The sequence below is a fragment of the Knoellia koreensis genome (assembly GCF_013041615.1).
In the GTDB taxonomy this organism is placed as follows: Bacteria; Actinomycetota; Actinomycetes; order Actinomycetales; family Dermatophilaceae; genus Pedococcus; species Pedococcus koreensis.
Window position 1 is genome coordinate 883995 of sequence record NZ_JABEPQ010000002.1, and the last position, 16076, is coordinate 900070.

Below are 16076 nucleotides of genomic sequence, written 5' to 3' on the forward strand. Positions count from 1 at the left end.
CCTGTGACCGCGCCCGTGGATTGCCTGTGAGAACCCCGCGCCGACCCACCACCGGCGCGACCCCGTGCGTGCGGGACTAGTTTGGTGCGGTGACCGCCTCGTCCCCCTCCGGTGCGTCCGGCGCCGGCGCGCGCTCGATGGCCGACGACATCCGTGGTCGCAGCGACGACGAGCTGCGTGCCCTGGTCACCCGCCGCCAGGACCTCGCCCGCCCCGCCCCGGCCGACCTGTCCGCGCTCGCCGCGCGGGCCGGCACCCGGGCCAGCATCCAGCGGGCCGTCGACAGCCTCGACCTGGCGCACCTGCAGGTGCTCGAGGCGGCGTTGGCGAGCGGTGTGCCGGTGCGGCCCGAGACCGTGACGCGGCTGCTCGGCGCCGACGAGGACGACGCGGAGAGCAGCGGCGTCGACGGCAGCGGCGCTGCTGTCGTGGGGTCGTTGCTCGACGACCTCTGGTCCTTGGGGCTGCTGTGGCGCAGCCCCGAGGGCCTGCACCCGGCACGGGCCGTGACCGAGGTGCTCCCCCACCCGGCGGGGCTCGGTCCCCGGGCGGCGGACCTGTTCGTGCGCCTGCCCGACGACCCCGCGACCACGGCGGACGAGGCACCATCGGCCGCCCGCGCGATCCTCGACCGGCTCGCCTGGGGTCCGCCGCTCGCTGTCCTGCCCGCGGGCAGCCCGGCCCGCGTCTCGGAGGGTGCCCGCTGGTTGCTCGAGCACCATCTCGTCGCATCGACGGGTGCCGACCAGCTCACCCTGCCCCGCGAGGTCGCGCTGGCGTTGCGCGGCGGACGCACCCACCGCGACCCGACCCTGACCGTCCCCGCCCCGACCGGCACCACCGTCGACCAGGCCTTTGTCGACTCCGCCGCCGGTCAGCAGGTGACCGACCTGTTCGTGCTCATCGACGAGCTCGCGGCCGAGTGGGGCCTGCGACCACCGCGGGTGCTGCGCTCCGGCGGGCTGGCCGTGCGCGACCTGCGCCGGGTCGCCGCGCTGCTCGACGTCGACGAGGCACGGGCCGCGTTCGTCGTCGAGGTGGCGTATGCCGCGGGCCTCCTCGCAGATGACGGCGCGCTCGAGCCGTCGTGGGCGCCGACCCCCGCCTACGACGAGTGGCAGCAGCAGCCGGCCGGCGACCGGTGGGCGACGGTGGCACGCGCGTGGCTGGGCAGCACCCGCGCCGCCCACCTCGTCGGCACGACGCCGGCGGGCATGACGAGCAGCGTCAACGCCCTCGGGCCCGACGCCCACTGGCCGCCGGCGCGGGGCCTGCGGGCGGACGTGCTGGGCCAGGCCGCCGCTGCCGGTGAGGCCATGGCGGTCAGTCCTTCGACTCTGGCGACGGCGGTGCGCTGGCACCGACCCCGACGGGTGCCGAGCCAGCTGGACACGGTCGTCGAGGCGGTCCTGCGTGAGGCCGAGTGGCTGGGCGTGACCGGACGCGGCGCGCTGTCGAGCGCCGGTCGGGCGCTGCTGGCGGGTGCCGACGACGACGCGATCGCCGCGGCGATGGCCGCGCACCTGCCCGAACCGGTCGAGCACGTGCTGCTGCAGGCAGACCTCACCGCGGTGGCACCTGGCCCCCTGGCCGGGTCGCTCGCGACCTTCATGCGGCTCGTGGCGGATGTCGAAAGCCGTGGCGGGGCAACGGTTTACCGGTTCACTGCTGACTCCGTGCGACGCGGCCTCGACGCCGGCTGGTCCGTCGACCAGGTGCTCGGCACCTTGGCCGAGGCGAGCCCCACCCCAGTCCCCCAACCGCTGGAGTACCTCGTCCGCGACGTCGCCCGGCGGCACGGCCAGGCGCGGGTCGGCTCGGTCAGCGCCTACGTGCGCTGCGACGACGAGACGACCCTCGGCGCGATGCTCGCCGACCGGGAGCTGTCGGCGCTGCAGCTGCGCCGGATCGCACCGACGGTCGTGGTGTCACCGGTGGCCGCCGACACGGTCCTGGGGTTCCTGCGGGACAACGGTTACGCGCCGGCTGCCGAGACCCCGGACGGTGGTGTCGTGGTGCCGTCGGTGGGTCGGCACCGCACCCCGACGCAACGCAGCCGCACGCCCGTCACGGCCAGCGTCGTCGACGACGACCTGGTGACGACGCTCATCGGCACCATGCGCGCAGGCGAGGAGGCCGCGGCATACCACCGCGACCAGCTCGCGACCCGGCAGGGACCGGCGCTGCCGAGCACCGACCCGACCACGACGCTCGCCGTCCTGCGTGACGCCGCCGCCGACCGGCAGGCGGTGTGGATCGGGTATGCCGACGGCGAGGGGCAGGTGCGCCGGTTGCTGTTCTACCCCGAGCGGGTCGAGGGCGGACGGGTGCACGGGACCGCCGACGGCACCACGCGAACGCTGTCGATCCACCGGGTGACCGGGGCGGCGCCCGGCTGACAACCCTTGCGGCACAATGATTTTCAGTCGGAACCCGCGAGTGCCCGCACGACGGCCGAGGGTGACGGGCGGCCGAGGTGGCCGGCCATCCAGACACTTGTCTGCACGAGCGAGGTGAGGTCGACACCGGTCTGCACACCGGCACCGTCGAGCGCCCAGACGAGGTCCTCGGTGGCGAGGTTGCCCGTGGCGCTCTTGGCGTAGGGACAACCGCCCAGCCCGCCGGTGGACGCGTCGACGACGCAGACGCCGTGCCGCAGCGCGGTCATCGTGTTGGCGAGCGCCTGGCCGTAGGTGTCATGGAAGTGCACACCGATGCGGTCCGAGCCGATGCCGACGGCGTCGAGGGCGTCGAGCAGCCGGCTGACGTGGCCCGTCGTGCCGGTGCCGATCGTGTCGCCGAGCGAGAGCTGGTCGGCGCCGAGGTCCATCATCCGCTGGCAGACGTCGACGACCTGCTCGACGGGCACCGGACCCTCCCACGGGTCGCCGAAGCACATCGAGACGTAGGCGCGCACCCACAGGCCGGAGTCCTTGGCGCGCTCGACCACCGGCCGGAACATCTCGATCGACTCGGCGACGGTGCGGTTGAGGTTCTTGCGGGCGAACGTCTCAGTGGCGGAGCCGAACACCGCGACGGCGCCCACGCCCGCCGCGAGCGCGTTGTCGAGACCTCGCTCGTTGGGGACGAGGACGGGGCGGCGCGGTCCGAGGCCGGCATCACCGAGGTCGGCGAGCACCTCCGTGGCGTCGGCCAGCTGCGGCACCCAGGACGGCGGGACGAACGACGTGGTCTCGATCGTCTCGAGCCCGGCGGCCGCGAGGCGACGGATGAACTCGGCCTTGACCTCGGCGGGGACGACCGACTTCTCGTTCTGCAGACCGTCCCGCGGGCCGACCTCGTAGATCGTCACCCGCTCGGGCAGGTCGGTCGCGGGCTCACGCTGCGGCAGTCCGATGCTCACGCCCCGATCCTGCCACGCCCGGCGCAGGCTGCGGCTCACGCAACCTGAGCGCCCTCTGGGGTGCCCAGGTGGCAGCTGACGGGCGGGATCGCCGGACGGGGGGGCGGGGCGGCGGGATAGATTTGGGTGACGGCGACGACCGACGCCGGGCCGCACGACACCGAGGACGACGACACATGACCGACACACCCCGCGAGGACCCGCAGTTCCGCGACCCGACCGCCCCCAGCGATCACGTGTCGGACGAGTCCACCCCGCACTCCCAGCCCGAGCCCGACGGACAGTCCGCGACGTCGTCGGACTCCGCGACGGACTGGTCGATGGACCCAGCGACCGCTGACCAGACACGACCGGTCGACACCGGTGCCACCCGGGAGGTGCCGCGCGCCCAGGACGCGCCGACGCCCGAGCCCGCGACCCCACCCGCCGGACCGACGCCACCGGGCACGCCGCCCGCCCCGCCGGCATACGGCACGTCCAGCGGTGCCCAGCAGAACCCGTACGCCACTCCTCCGGGTGGTACCCACGGCCAGCAGGGCGGCTACGGCCAGGGCGGTTACGGGAAGCAGGGTGGCGGTTACGGCCAACAGGGCGGTTATGGCCAGGGCGGCTACGGGCAGCAGGGTGGCTACGGCCAGCAGCCGACCAACCCGTATGCCGCCGCGGGCGGCTCGGGTGCGTCGCAGCCACCGGCTCCCCCGGCCTACGGGCAGGCGCCGCCGCCCGGGTACGGCACGCCGTACGCCGCGCCGCGAACCATGAGCGGCAACACCATCGCGCTCCTCGTCGTCACCGGTCTGCTGACCGTCGGCGGCTGCGGCGTCGGCATCATCGGCCTCGTGTTCGCGATCATCGCGGCCACGAAGAACGACCAGCCGGCCGAGCAGGCGAAGTTCACCAAGTGGGGCTGGATCGCCCTGGCCATCACGGTCATCCTCGCCATCGTGGGCGTGGTCGCGGCCATCGCCATCGGCGTCGCGTCCAGTGACGGCTACAGCAGCTACAGCAGCTACGACGGGTCTTGATGCCGGTGCCTGATGGCGCACTGATCGTCCAGTCCGACAAGACTCTCCTGCTCGAGGTCGACCACCCGCGCGCCGAGGAGGCCCGGCGGGCGATCGCCCCGTTCGCCGAGCTCGAGCGCGCGCCGGAGCACATCCACACCTACCGGGTCACCCCGCTGGGGCTCTGGAACGCCCGGGCCGCAGGTCACGACGCGGAGCAGGTGGTCGACGCGCTCGTCACCCACAGCCGCTACCCCGTGCCGCACGCCCTGCTCGTGGATGTCGCCGAGACGATGGACCGTTACGGCCGGCTGACCCTCCTCAAGGACGACGAGCACGGACTGGTCCTGCGCACGACCGACCGCCCGGTGCTCGAGGAAGTGTTGCGGCACAAGAAGATCAAGCCGCTCGTGGGCGAGAAGGTCGACGACGACACGGTGCTCGTCCACCCGTCCGAGCGGGGCCACCTCAAGCAGGAGCTGCTCAAGGTCGGCTGGCCGGCCGAGGACGAGGCCGGCTACGTCGACGGTGAGGCGCACCGCATCGACCTCGACACGTCGGGCTGGTCACTGCGGCCCTACCAGCAGCAGGCGGTCGACGGCTTCTGGCACGGCGGGTCTGGGGTGGTCGTGCTGCCGTGCGGTGCGGGCAAGACGCTCGTCGGCGCGGGCGCCATGGCCGAGGCGAAGGCCACCACGCTCATCCTCGTCACCAACACCGTCTCGGCCCGGCAGTGGCGCGACGAGCTGCTCAAGCGCACCACCCTCACCGAGGACGAGATCGGCGAGTACTCGGGCGCCCGCAAGGAGATTCGCCCGGTCACCATCGCGACCTACCAGGTGCTGACGACCCGCCGGAAGGGCACCTACACCCACCTCGACCTGCTCGACGCCCGCGACTGGGGCCTCATCGTGTACGACGAGGTGCACCTGCTGCCGGCACCGATCTTCCGGATGACGGCCGACCTGCAGGCGCGCCGCCGCCTCGGCCTCACCGCGACGCTGGTGCGCGAGGACGGCCGTGAGGCCGACGTGTTCTCCCTCATCGGGCCGAAGCGCTACGACGCACCGTGGAAGGACATCGAGGCGCAGGGTTACATCGCCCCCGCCGACTGCGTCGAGGTGCGCGTCACGCTCGGTGACGGTGAGCGGTTGGCGTATGCCGTGGCGGAGCCCGAGGACCGTTACCGACTCGCCTCGTGCAGCCCGGCGAAGAACCCCATCGTCGAGCGAATCGTCAAGCAGCACAAGGGAGAACCCACTCTCGTCATCGGCCAGTACCTCGACCAGCTCGACGAGCTCGCCGAGCGGCTCGGGGCTGACGTCATCACCGGCGAGACGCCGGTCGGGCAGCGGCAGAAGCTGTTCCAGGCCTTCCGCGAGGGCGAGATCGACCTGCTCGTGGTGTCGAAGGTCGCCAACTTCTCGATCGACCTGCCCGAGGCGAGCGTCGCGATCCAGGTGTCGGGGACGTTCGGGTCGCGCCAGGAAGAGGCCCAGCGGCTCGGAAGAGTGTTGCGCCCCAAGGGAGATGGACGCACCGCGCACTTCTACACCGTGGTGTCGCGGGACACCGTCGACGCCGAGTTCGCCGCCCACCGGCAGCGGTTCCTCGCCGAGCAGGGCTACGCGTACCGGATCGTCGACGCCGACGACGTCGACGCCACCGCCTGAGGCGACCCGGGCAGCTACGCGGCCACGCGGCATACCGCCGCGCCGTGGCCTGAGTGCCAGGCCGCGTTCGCGAGCCCTGGGGGAGTCCTCCCCATCGACCGCAACGCAATTCGCTGGAACGGTCATGCCCAAGGACGAGGCGCACAGGGCGCCGACAGACACCGAGGGGAAACCGAGATGAAGAAGCTCACCACCAAGATCGCGATCGGCAGCCTGGTCGCCGCCGGCGCCATCGGCGGGGCCGTGGCGTTCGGCACCAGCTCCGCGAGCGCAGCGCCCAACTTCCAGCTGCCGTTCCCGTGCGGGCAGACCTGGTCGGGCCAGACCCGCACCAACCACTCGCCGCCGCCGTCGGTGGACTTCAACCGCGCCGACGACTACGGCGACACCGTGGTGGCCTCGGCGGGCGGCACCGTGAGCCGGGTCGCCAACGAGGGCAACACCTCCTACGGCCGCTGGGTCGAGGTGAACCACGGTGGTGGCTACACCACGCGCTATGCGCACCTGTCGCTGCAGAGCGTCCGCGTCGGCCAGCCGGTCAAGGCCGGACAGAAGCTCGGCAACGTCGGCAGCACCGGCGGCTCCACCGGTCCGCACCTGCACTTCGAACAGCGCCTCAACGGCAGCACCATCAAGGCCCGCTTCAACGGCTCCCAGGCGCTCTACTACGGCATGAAGAACTACACCTCGAAGAACTGTGGCGGCGGCAGCTCGACCCCGGTGAACCCGTACTCGCCGACCGACGTCTGCGGCGCCGGCTCGAAGGTCATCGACAGCAAGGCGATCACCGGCGGCAAGGTCTACCTGACCTACAACTCGCGCAACGGCGAGAACTGCGTCGTCACGCTCAAGACGTCCAAGCTCAACACCGCCACCAGGACCTCCGCCTTCCTCGAGGTCAAGGGTGGGACCCGCAGCACCGACACCGGCTCCTACCAGTCCTACGCCGGCCCGGTGAAGAAGAAGGCCCCCAACAAGTGCGTCAAGTGGGGCGGTTCGGTCGAGGGTGCGAGCTACACCAGCCCGTTCGAGCACTGCGGCTGACGCCAGACCAGCCACGACAACTGAATGAGCGCGGCGCCCTCCCTGCGACGGGAGGGCGCCGCTGCGCGTCACGACTCGGCAGGCCCTACCTTCGGGGCGCTCTCCAGCCCGTCGGCCACCCGCTGCCAGTCGTCGAAGTAGCCGAACGCGGTCTTGATCTGGACCCCCACGGGCAGCTCGGGACACTCGTTCTCGCCGTTGCTGCCCCAGTTCACCCAGCCCGACTGACGCCGCTGCACGATCTGGAAGGCGCCCGAGGGCTGGGAGGTCCACCAGACCATGCACCGCCCCGTCCCCGTGTCGTACTCCGCAGACTTGGACGCCGGCCCGGAAAAGATCGTCTCGTGCTCGGTGCCGGAAACGTCCACAGGTTCGTCGGTGATGACCCAGCTCCGCTCCGGCAGGTCGGCCAGGACGTGGGACGTCTCCCGCACCCGAGTCAGCCGCTCGCGAATCTCGTTCTCGGGCAGCGCTTTCTCCCAAGCACAGAACAAACGCCAGTAGAGGTCCCAGTGGGCGGAGGCGAGGTCTCCGGTCAGCGCCTCCTTGAAGGTGCGGAATCTCTCGCTCTCGGCGGGCGAGGTGGCCAAGGTCTCCTCGACCATGTCCGCCAGAACGCCTGCGTAGGGGTCGCCGGCGCGGTAGCGCGTTCCACCGTGGGCGGCGAACCGGTTGAACAGCAGCTCACCCTGACCGCTCTCGAACTCGTCACCGACGGTGATCTTGTTCGTGACCGAGCGTCCGTTGATCTCGGTCTGGAAGTCGTCCACGGTGTACTGCCGCCGGAAGTACGGCGTTCCGTATGTGAACCACCAGTCGATGCTGAACGCCTTTCCGCGCAGCTCCGGAAGCAGCCCGTCAGGGACCACCCCGTGCATGCGGTAGTGCTTGAGCACCGGTCCGTCCTCCAGGACCTCGATGTCGACGGTGGTGTGCTCGGGAGGGTTGATGAGTCCGTTCTCGGGGGTGAAGAAGGGTCCGTAGAACCCGCCAATGGCGTTGTTCCCCGAGGGCAGCAGGTCGATGCCGTCACTGGTGAGCCGGAAATGCCTGATGCCCCACTTGGAGTTGCCGGTGCCCTCGGCGGTGCCAGAGCACAGCTCGAGATCGAAATAGCCCGTGTCCAGGCGCACGAACGAGTCCTTCTCCACGCCATCGAGCTCGACCATGCCGATGACGCCCTCCGGAGCTCCCGGCCGAACTAGGGTCAGCGTGACTGACTCGGTGAAGGACACCGTGGCCACGAAGCTGGTGGTCCCGGGCGTTGACGCGTCCGGGGCGCCCAGCCGTTGGCACAGCACCTCCTCACCACTGTCGGTCACGGCGATCCACAGGTCGCCGTCGAGCTCCCCCGGCACGGTGAAGTGGACGGGCTCGTGGTTTCGGGAAGTGTTCGGTGCGTCGACGATGGTGACGGCGGCCAACGGTGGTTGTCCTTTCGCTCTAGGGATGGTCTGTTCACTCGGCCGGGACTGCACCGGTGGGAACAGCGTTGGCACGGCGACGGATCGGCCGCTGCTTCAACCCGTCGATGGCGACCGCCAGGATGATGACCGCACCCTTGATGAGCAGCTGGGTGAAGAACGGCACATTCATGAGGATGAGTCCGGTGCTGAGGACGCCGAGGATCACCGAGCCGATCAGCGTTCCGTAGATCCGACCCCGTCCGCCCATCAGCGAGGTCCCACCGAGGACTACGGCTGCGATGGCGTCGAGCTCGTACCCCGTGCCCGCTGTGGGCTGGGCGGAGACCACTCGGGCCGCGAAGATGACGCCGGCCAGGCCGGCACAGGCACCGGCGATGACGTAGACGATGCACGTGACGCGCTTGACGTTGATTCCCGCGAGGCGAGCGGCCTCGGCGTTACCCCCGACCGCGTAGACGTGTCGCCCGAACCGGGTGCGCTCGAGGACGAACCACGCCGCGAGGTAGACCAGCACCATGACGACGACCGGAGCGGGGATCCCCGCGAAGTAGCCATTGCCGATGTCACGGAAGTTGAGGGTGTTCGACACGATCGGCTGACCATCGGTCAAGGTGTAGGCCAGACCACGCAACAAGGTCATGGTGCCCAGCGTGATGATGAAGGCAGCAAGACTCAGGTATGCCGTGAGGGCGCCATTGACGAAGCCTGCGGCCGCGCCTGCGAGGATCCCGACGAGAATCGCCACCGGGGCGGGGGCGCCTGCCAACGCGGTCATGACCGCCACGACCCCGGACACCGCCACGATGGAGCCGACCGACAGGTCGATGCCGGCGGTGAGGATCACGAAGGTGAGCCCGGCTGCCAGGATCGCGTTGATGGAGATGGACCGGGCGATGTTGAACAGGTTGTCCACCGACGCGAAGTTCGGGGCGATGACGGCCATCAGGGCAACGAGCACCACGAGGACGGCCAGGATTCCGACCCGGTCCCACCAGTAGGCGAAGTCGAATCCTGCACCGGCCGCCGTGGGCTTGCCTCGGGTTGTGGTGGCTCCGGACGAGTTGTCAGTCATGGGGGTGCTCCTTGGGTTGCGTACCAGTCGCGTGCGCCATGACCTCTTCCTCGGTGGCGCCCGCGGTGGGCATTTCGTGAACGATCTGGCCTCCCCGCATCACCAGGATGCGGTCACTGATGCCAAGAACTTCTGGCAGGTCCGACGACACGACCAGGACTGCGCGACCAGCCGCAGCAAGGCCGTTGATGGCGTCGTAGATCTCGCTTTTCGCGCCGATGTCGACTCCGCGGGTTGGCTCGTCGAGGATCAGGACCTCGGCGTTGCGCATGAGCCAGCGACCTAGCACGGCCTTCTGCTGGTTTCCTCCGGAGAGTGCACGCACAGGCAGGTTGATGGCATTGGCACGCAGCTTGAGCTTGGACATCTGGGCGGCCGCAGCAGCCCGAATCTGCTTGCGCTGCAACACCCCTCGCGGTGAGAACGCGGAGAGGGAGCTCACGGCGATGTTGTCGACGACGCTGTGGTCGAGGAACAACGCCTGGTCCTTGCGACTCTCGGGCACCATGGCGATGCCGGCGCGGATCGCATCCTGGGGCCGCCGCGGGACCACCGACGTGCCGTTGACGGTGACCGATCCGGTCCTGGGACGGTCGGCCCCGAAAATGAGCCGGGCCACCTCGGTGCGACCCGCACCCACGAGACCGGCCAGGCAGACGACCTCGCCGGCCCGGACCGCGAAGGAGACCGGCCCGATCTGCGCGCCGTCACCCAGGCCGTCCACGTGAAGGACCACCGGGCCCTGGTTCTGTCGGTCGTGCTGGTAGAGGTCGTCCAGGTTGCGTCCGACCATCATGCGCACGACGTCCGGCGGGCTGATGGAGCTCTTGTCGCGGGTGCCGACGAGCCGCCCGTCCCGGAAGACCGTGACACGGTCGGCGAGGTCCCAGACCTCCTCCATCCGGTGCGAGATGTAGATCAATCCCGTGCCGGCAGCACGCATCTCGCGGACGATCCGGTAGAGGTGTTCGGACTCCCCCCGCGAGAGGGAAGCCGTGGGCTCGTCGAGCACCAGGACACGAGCATCCTCACTGACGGCACGGGCGATCTCGACCATCTGCTGCATGCCGACACTGAGCTCACCCAGGGTGCGACGGGGGTCGACATCGGCCCCGATACGGTCCAGCTTGCGTTGCGCGTCGACGACCATGGCCCGTCGGTCGAGACGGCCGAACCGGCCGACCGGTTCGCGGCCCAGAGCCAAGTTCTCGGCAACCGTCATGGAGGGAACGGTGTTGAGCTCCTGGTGGATGATGGCGATGCCGTGAGCGGCCGCCTCCCCGGGATTGCGGATGTCGATCTCGTTGCCGTCCAACAGGATTCGGCCAGAGTCCCGGCCGGTGTTACCAGCGAGGATCTTCATGAGCGTGGACTTGCCGGCGCCGTTCTCACCCATGAGGGCGTGGATCTCCCCGGATCGCAGGTCGAAGTCGACCGCATCGAGTGCACGGGTGGCGCCGTACTGCTTGGTCACGCCTTCCAAGCGGAGCAGCGGGGCTCCGGGTGTGTCAGTCATGTGTGCGTCCTCTCGCGACACGCAGGGACCTGGATGGGATGGCTGTCTGGTCCGGCGGACTCACCAGCCCGGGTACTCGTCGACCTTGTCGCGCTCGACCAGCACGCTGGGGATGAGGATGGTGCTGTCGCTGGGCGGGTTGCCGGCCACGATGTCCTGAGCCACCTTGACGGCCTGACGCACCATCTCGGCCGGGTTCTGCGTAGCGGTGGCGATGAAGGGCGACCCGGGTCGCTTGAGCTCCGCGACGGCCTCCGGGCTGCCGTCCACACCGGTGACCTTGACCTGACCCGCCTTGCCGGCCTGCTCCACAGCCAGGACCGCGCCCAGCGCAGAGGGGTCGTTCATGCCGAAGATGCCCTGTACGTCCGGGGTCGCGGTGAGCATGTCGGTGGTCACGGCCAGACCCGACGCGCGGTCGTTCTTGGAAGCCTGCTGCCCGACGATCTTGATGCCGGGGAACTTCTCCTTGACCTTCTTGCACCCGTCGATGCGGTCGCGGATTGTCTGGATGGGGGTGCCGTCGACCAGCAGCACGTTGCCCTTGCCACCCAGCTGCTCGAAGAGGAACGTGCACGACTTCTCACCGGCCTGGACGGCGTCGGTCATGACGACCGCGTCGGCGCCCTTGGCCGGGGTGTCCACGGCGATGACGATGATGCCGGCGTTCCTGGCACGCTCGATGGCCGGCTGCAAACCGTCCTCGTCCACGGCGCTGACGACGATGAGGTCAACGCCCTGTTGGATGAACGCGTCGATCTGGTTGTTCTGGTTGGCCAGATCGAGTTGGGCGTCCTGGGTGTTGGTGGTCGCACCGATGGACTTGGCCGCCTCCTTGGCGCCCTTGTCCATGGCCGAGAAGAAAGGGTTGGACATGTCCTGGACCATCAGGCCGATCCGCTCGATCTTCTCCGGCTTGGCGGCTCCCCCTGCCGGGTCACCGGAGCTGCAGGCGGCCAGGGACAGCACACACGCGGCCCCCAAAGCCAGGAAACCTGGTGCCGTGAAACGCTTGCGGTTCATCTCGATACTCCTTCTCCGGCTCCGTCGGCCGGCATGTTTCTGCGTGTTTCGGTATGGGTGATCCACGGCCGCCGGTTCTCCGGACGGCCTGTGGGTGGCGCAGTGGGCGCGGCGACCGCCGACAGGCGGCGCCGGGGGCTGGAGGGCTGCTGGGGAGAGGTGGCTCAGCAGCCGCAGGAGGCGCGGATGATGAGATCTGCCGAGGCCACCTGACGGTCCTCGGGAAGGTATTTCGGCTTGGGCGGTCGGCCCTCGGTCTCCGCCCGCACCTGCTCGTCGATGATGCGGCTGAGGATGGTCGCCGCCTCGACGCCGATGGCTTCGCTGCCCTCGTTCACCACGGTCAGTGGCGGATCGAGCAGCGGCGCCCACGGGAACTCGTCGAACGCCACGAGGGCAATGTCCTGCGGGATGCGGATCCCCTTCTCGCGCAGGTAGCGCATCGTGCCGTGCAGCAGCGGGTTGTTGCCCGCCACCACGACGTCGGGCGGCACCCTGCCGGGGGTCTCGAACCAGTCCCGGACCTGGTCGAACGCCGACGCCTCGTCGTTGTCGGTCTCGAGCACGTGCAGCTCGGCGCCGGCCGCAGCTGCCGCTTCGCGCAGTCCCTGCTCGCGCGGCTCGCGGGTTGACCACAAGGTCGGGTAGGCGACGAAGAGCCAGCTCGTGAACCGGTGTTCCGCGAGATGACGACCCAATCGCACACTGGCCGCGACGTTGTCGGTGGTGAGCGACGGCACCTGCGTTGCCTCGGCCGGCGGTGCGGAGTCGACGAAGACCACGGGGATGTCCCAGTCGTCGAGGAGCTTCACGTTCTGGGCGCTCAGGGTCAGGGTGGCGATCACGCCGGCGGTGCGCGACTGGATCAGCTGCTGCACCGTGGCGTCCTCGACGGCCCGGGTGTATCGACCCTCCGCCGCGATGTCTGCCACGACGACCGTTCGCGAGGTGGGGCGTAGGACGCGCTGCACGCCCTTCATGAGGTCGAGGTAGTAGGCGTTGGACGTGCTCGCGGTCAGCACGGTCACCGAGCTGCGCGTGTTCTTGCGCAGCTCCTGCGCCGCGCGGTTGGGCACGTAGCCCAGGGCGTTGGCAACCTGGAGGATCCGCTCGCGGGTGCTTGCGGCGACGTCCTGGCCACCCCCCAGGGCGCGCGACACCGTGTAGATCGACACCCCCGCGTGCTGGCTCACGTCTCGCAGCGTTGGCTTCTTTGCCATGATCGTCCTAAACGATTAGGTCGGAAGGAGTGCCACCACAGCGGCGGCTCCCTAAACGATTAGGGAGAAGGTAGCCGCCGGGCCTCCCCTCGGTCAAGACCCCCGGGTCGAAAACTTTTGCGGTAACGAAACCCGCCTGGTGGCGCGGGAATCCGACCGCGATGAGCCTTTCGGTATGCCGCGGGGCCAGCGCCCAGCTCGACCTCACCCCGGCGTCGGGTGAGAGCCGGAGCGCTTCGCGCGCCCAGACGGCATACAGGAAACTCCCAGCCTGCACGCCGACACTGGACGTCGTGACCACTGCACAACCCGAGGCCAGCCTGCTCGTCGTCGAGGACGAACCCAACATCCGCGAGCTGCTCGCGACGTCGCTGCGGTTCGCCGGATTCGAGGTGCACGTCGCCGGCGACGGTGCGACCGCGCTCAACCTGGCCACGCAGCACGACCCCGACCTCGTGGTGCTCGACGTGATGCTGCCCGACATGGACGGTTTCACCGTCACCCGCAAGCTGCGCGACACCGGACGCCAGCTGCCGATCGTCTTCGTGACGGCGCGCGACAGCGTCGACGACAAGATCAAGGGACTCACCGTCGGCGGTGACGACTACGTGACCAAGCCGTTCAGCCTCGAGGAGGTCGTGGCCCGCATCCGCGCGGTGCTGCGCCGCACCCGCGGCGAGGTCGACGAGAGCGCGGCGCTGCGGTTCGAGGACCTCGAGCTCGACGAGGACTCGCACGAGGTGCGTCGCGCGGGCCGGGTCATCGACACCTCCCCCACCGAGTTCAAGCTGCTGCGCTACCTCATGCTCAACCCCAACCGGGTGCTGTCGAAGGCGCAGATCCTCGACCACGTGTGGGACTACGACTTCCGTGGCGAGAGCGGCATCGTCGAGTCCTACATCTCCTACCTGCGCCGCAAGATCGACACCGACGGCCTGGCGCCGCTCATCCACACCAAGCGCGGGGTGGGTTACGTGCTGCGCAAGCCGCCGGAGGCCTAGTGGCCGCCGCCCCCATGACCTCGTCGCCGACGCCGCGCCCCCAGGACCGTCCCTCCGCCAAGGACCGGGCACGCAAGCACCTCGAGGCGTTGCCGCTGCGGGTCCGTCTCATCGCGATCCTGTTGAGCCTGTTGCTGATCGCGCTCATCTTCACGGCGTCGGCAACGGCGGTACTGATCCGCCAGGACCTCATGCGGCGGGTCGACTCCGACCTGCGTTCGGCGGCGACTCCCGTGGCGAACAGCGCGGTGCGGCTCATCCAGGCCGAGCGCGAGACGGGCCTGCCGACCGGGTATGCCGTCGTGATCCAGACCGAGGACGGCAGCACCTTGCCGATCTACCCCACCGGTGAGTCGCGGCGACCGGACGTGCCGGACCTCGCCCTCACCGACCCGCGGGTGAGGTCGCACGCACCGTTCACGATCGGCTCCACCGACGGCACGCTCAAGTGGCGGGCCGTGGCCGGGCCGGTCGTCGACGAGTCGAGCAAGCAGCAGATCGGCACCTATGTCGTGGCCGTGTCGCTCGGCGGCGTCAACCGCACCATCTCGCGGCTCGTGCTCGTGGAGCTGCTCATCGGCCTGGCCGTGATCACGGCGTGCGCCGCCGCCGGTTGGTATGCCGTGAACCGCGCCTTCCGCCCCTTGCGCCAGATCGAGGACACGGCCGCGGCGATCGCCGACGGGGACCTCACCCGCCGCATCCCGACCCGGACCGCGAAGGACGAGGTGACGTCGCTGTCCCGCTCGCTCAACGTGATGCTGGCGCAGATCGAGCAGTCGTTCGCCGCCCGGGAGGCGTCCGAGGAGAAGATGCGCCAGTTCGTGGCCGACGCCTCGCACGAGCTGCGGACGCCACTCGCCGCGGTGCGGGGGTATGCCGAGCTGTACCGCCAGGGCGCCGTGCGCGAGCCCGAGGACGTGGCCAGCGCCATGTCGCGCATCGAGGGGGAGGCCGGTCGGATGGGCGGTCTCGTCGAGGACCTGCTGGTGCTCGCCCGGCTCGACGACCAGCGACCGCTCGCCATCACCGAGCTCGACCTCACGGTGCTCGCCGGCGACGCCGCGCAGGACGCGCGGGCCATCGACCCGGAGCGGCGGATCAGCGTGGTGGGCCTCGACGGTCCGCTCCAGCCCACGACCACCCGCGGTGACGATGCCAAGCTGCGCCAGCTCGTGGCCAACCTCGTCTCCAACGCGCTCAACCACACGCCCGCCGGGTCGCCCATCGAGATCGCTGTGGGCACAAGGGATTCCGCCGCCGGGCAGGGCCCCGGCGCACAGGCCGCCCGGCGCGAGACCAGTGTCGGCGACACGTCGCCCAGCGGCTCGGGCAAGGGCAGGGCCGGCGACCGGCCGGAGCTGGCCGACGAGACCACCTCGGGCATGCCACTCACGGTCGTCGAGGTCCGCGACCACGGCCCCGGTGTCGACCCGGACAAGGCACGCAAGGTGTTCGAGCGGTTCTACCGCGCCGATCCCTCGCGCACGCGAGGTCAAGGTGGCGGCAACGGTCTCGGCCTGGCCATCGCGGCCGCCATCGTCGCCGCCCACCACGGGCGCATCGGCGTGGCCCGCACTGCCGGTGGCGGTGCGACGTTCGTCGTCGAGCTGCCGGTGGCGCCGCAGTCAGCCACCGTTCCCGGGTCCACAGCAAACTCTCAGACTGCGCCCAGCACCTCTTGACGTCGGTCGGTTTGACTGAGGTCAACAGGACGAACGAGGAGCACGAA

Annotated in this window: 12 protein-coding genes; 6 read left to right on the plus strand and 6 right to left on the minus strand. The window is 70.0% G+C overall.

The genetic code is table 11. From position 1 onward, the window contains the following. Positions 1-89 precede the first annotated feature (89 nt). Entirely contained in the window at positions 90-2399 is a 2310-nt protein-coding gene (locus tag HJG52_RS12455; protein ID WP_346767717.1) for a helicase-associated domain-containing protein, read from the plus strand. 23 nt (positions 2400-2422) lie between these two features. Here the strand turns inward: HJG52_RS12455 and HJG52_RS12460 are convergent, their stop codons facing one another. Then, positions 2423-3358, minus strand: coding sequence for a hydroxymethylglutaryl-CoA lyase (locus HJG52_RS12460; RefSeq protein WP_171244156.1), 936 nt, complete (start codon positions 3356-3358; stop codon positions 2423-2425). Positions 3359-3540: 182 nt separating this feature from the next. Here HJG52_RS12460 and HJG52_RS20405 point away from each other — a divergent pair, with 182 nt between their 5' ends. The 3 genes from HJG52_RS20405 (at position 3541) to HJG52_RS12475 (ending at position 7085) form a co-directional block, all read left to right on the plus strand. After that, positions 3541-4389, plus strand: a complete 849-nt coding sequence (locus HJG52_RS20405) for a hypothetical protein (protein WP_206070545.1) — start codon at positions 3541-3543, stop codon at positions 4387-4389. 5 nt (positions 4390-4394) lie between these two features. Continuing rightward, the gene (locus HJG52_RS12470; RefSeq protein WP_171244157.1) at positions 4395-6041 is read left to right on the plus strand and encodes a DNA repair helicase XPB; all 1647 of its coding nucleotides are present in this window, start codon (positions 4395-4397) and stop codon (positions 6039-6041) included. Between the two features lie 177 nt (positions 6042-6218). Next, positions 6219-7085 carry a M23 family metallopeptidase gene (locus HJG52_RS12475; protein WP_171243874.1) on the plus strand — a complete coding sequence of 289 codons (867 nt, stop codon included), beginning with the start codon at positions 6219-6221 and terminating at the stop codon, positions 7083-7085. A 68-nt stretch (positions 7086-7153) separates the two neighbouring features. On the opposite strand, the gene HJG52_RS12480 is transcribed toward HJG52_RS12475, so the two are convergent. The 5 genes from HJG52_RS12480 to HJG52_RS12500 all read right to left on the minus strand — a co-directional run bounded on the left by HJG52_RS12480 (position 7154) and on the right by HJG52_RS12500 (position 13316). Next, entirely contained in the window at positions 7154-8509 is a 1356-nt protein-coding gene (locus HJG52_RS12480; RefSeq protein WP_171243875.1) for a hypothetical protein, read from the minus strand. 34 nt (positions 8510-8543) lie between these two features. Then, on the minus strand, positions 8544-9584 hold the full coding sequence (locus HJG52_RS12485) for an ABC transporter permease subunit (RefSeq protein ID WP_171243876.1): 1041 nt from the start codon (positions 9582-9584) through the stop codon (positions 8544-8546). Further along, positions 9577-11100, minus strand: coding sequence for a sugar ABC transporter ATP-binding protein (locus HJG52_RS12490; RefSeq protein WP_171243877.1), 1524 nt, complete (start codon positions 11098-11100; stop codon positions 9577-9579). The genes HJG52_RS12485 and HJG52_RS12490 overlap by 8 nt, the downstream gene beginning before the upstream one ends. Positions 11101-11160: 60 nt before the next feature. Continuing rightward, a complete protein-coding gene (locus tag HJG52_RS12495; protein WP_171243878.1) occupies positions 11161-12123 on the minus strand; it encodes an ABC transporter substrate-binding protein in 963 nt (320 codons plus the stop codon). Positions 12124-12287: 164 nt separating this feature from the next. Next, positions 12288-13316 (minus strand): LacI family DNA-binding transcriptional regulator, encoded by a 1029-nt coding sequence (locus HJG52_RS12500; protein WP_346767718.1) that lies wholly within the window; start codon positions 13314-13316, stop codon positions 12288-12290. A 320-nt stretch (positions 13317-13636) separates the two neighbouring features. On the opposite strand from HJG52_RS12500, the gene HJG52_RS12505 reads away from it, so the two are divergent. Next, positions 13637-14344 carry a response regulator transcription factor gene (locus tag HJG52_RS12505; protein WP_346767719.1) on the plus strand — a complete coding sequence of 236 codons (708 nt, stop codon included), beginning with the start codon at positions 13637-13639 and terminating at the stop codon, positions 14342-14344. 14 nt (positions 14345-14358) lie between these two features. Next, positions 14359-16029 (plus strand): sensor histidine kinase, encoded by a 1671-nt coding sequence (locus HJG52_RS12510; RefSeq protein ID WP_171243881.1) that lies wholly within the window; start codon positions 14359-14361, stop codon positions 16027-16029. The last annotated feature ends 47 nt before the right edge of the window (positions 16030-16076 follow it).

What these genes read in the sequence shown, in the direction of transcription:
- HJG52_RS12485 (WP_171243876.1), bottom strand. Translation starts at nt 9,584, where the DNA reads ATGACTGACAACTCGTCCGGAGCCACCACAACCCGAGGCAAGCCCACG.
- HJG52_RS12495 (WP_171243878.1), bottom strand. Translation starts at nt 12,123, where the DNA reads ATGAACCGCAAGCGTTTCACGGCACCAGGTTTCCTGGCTTTGGGGGCC.
- HJG52_RS12475 (WP_171243874.1), top strand. Translation starts at nt 6,219, where the DNA reads ATGAAGAAGCTCACCACCAAGATCGCGATCGGCAGCCTGGTCGCCGCC.
- HJG52_RS20405 (WP_206070545.1), top strand. Translation starts at nt 3,541, where the DNA reads ATGACCGACACACCCCGCGAGGACCCGCAGTTCCGCGACCCGACCGCC.
- HJG52_RS12510 (WP_171243881.1), top strand. Translation starts at nt 14,359, where the DNA reads ATGACCTCGTCGCCGACGCCGCGCCCCCAGGACCGTCCCTCCGCCAAG.
- HJG52_RS12490 (WP_171243877.1), bottom strand. Translation starts at nt 11,100, where the DNA reads ATGACTGACACACCCGGAGCCCCGCTGCTCCGCTTGGAAGGCGTGACC.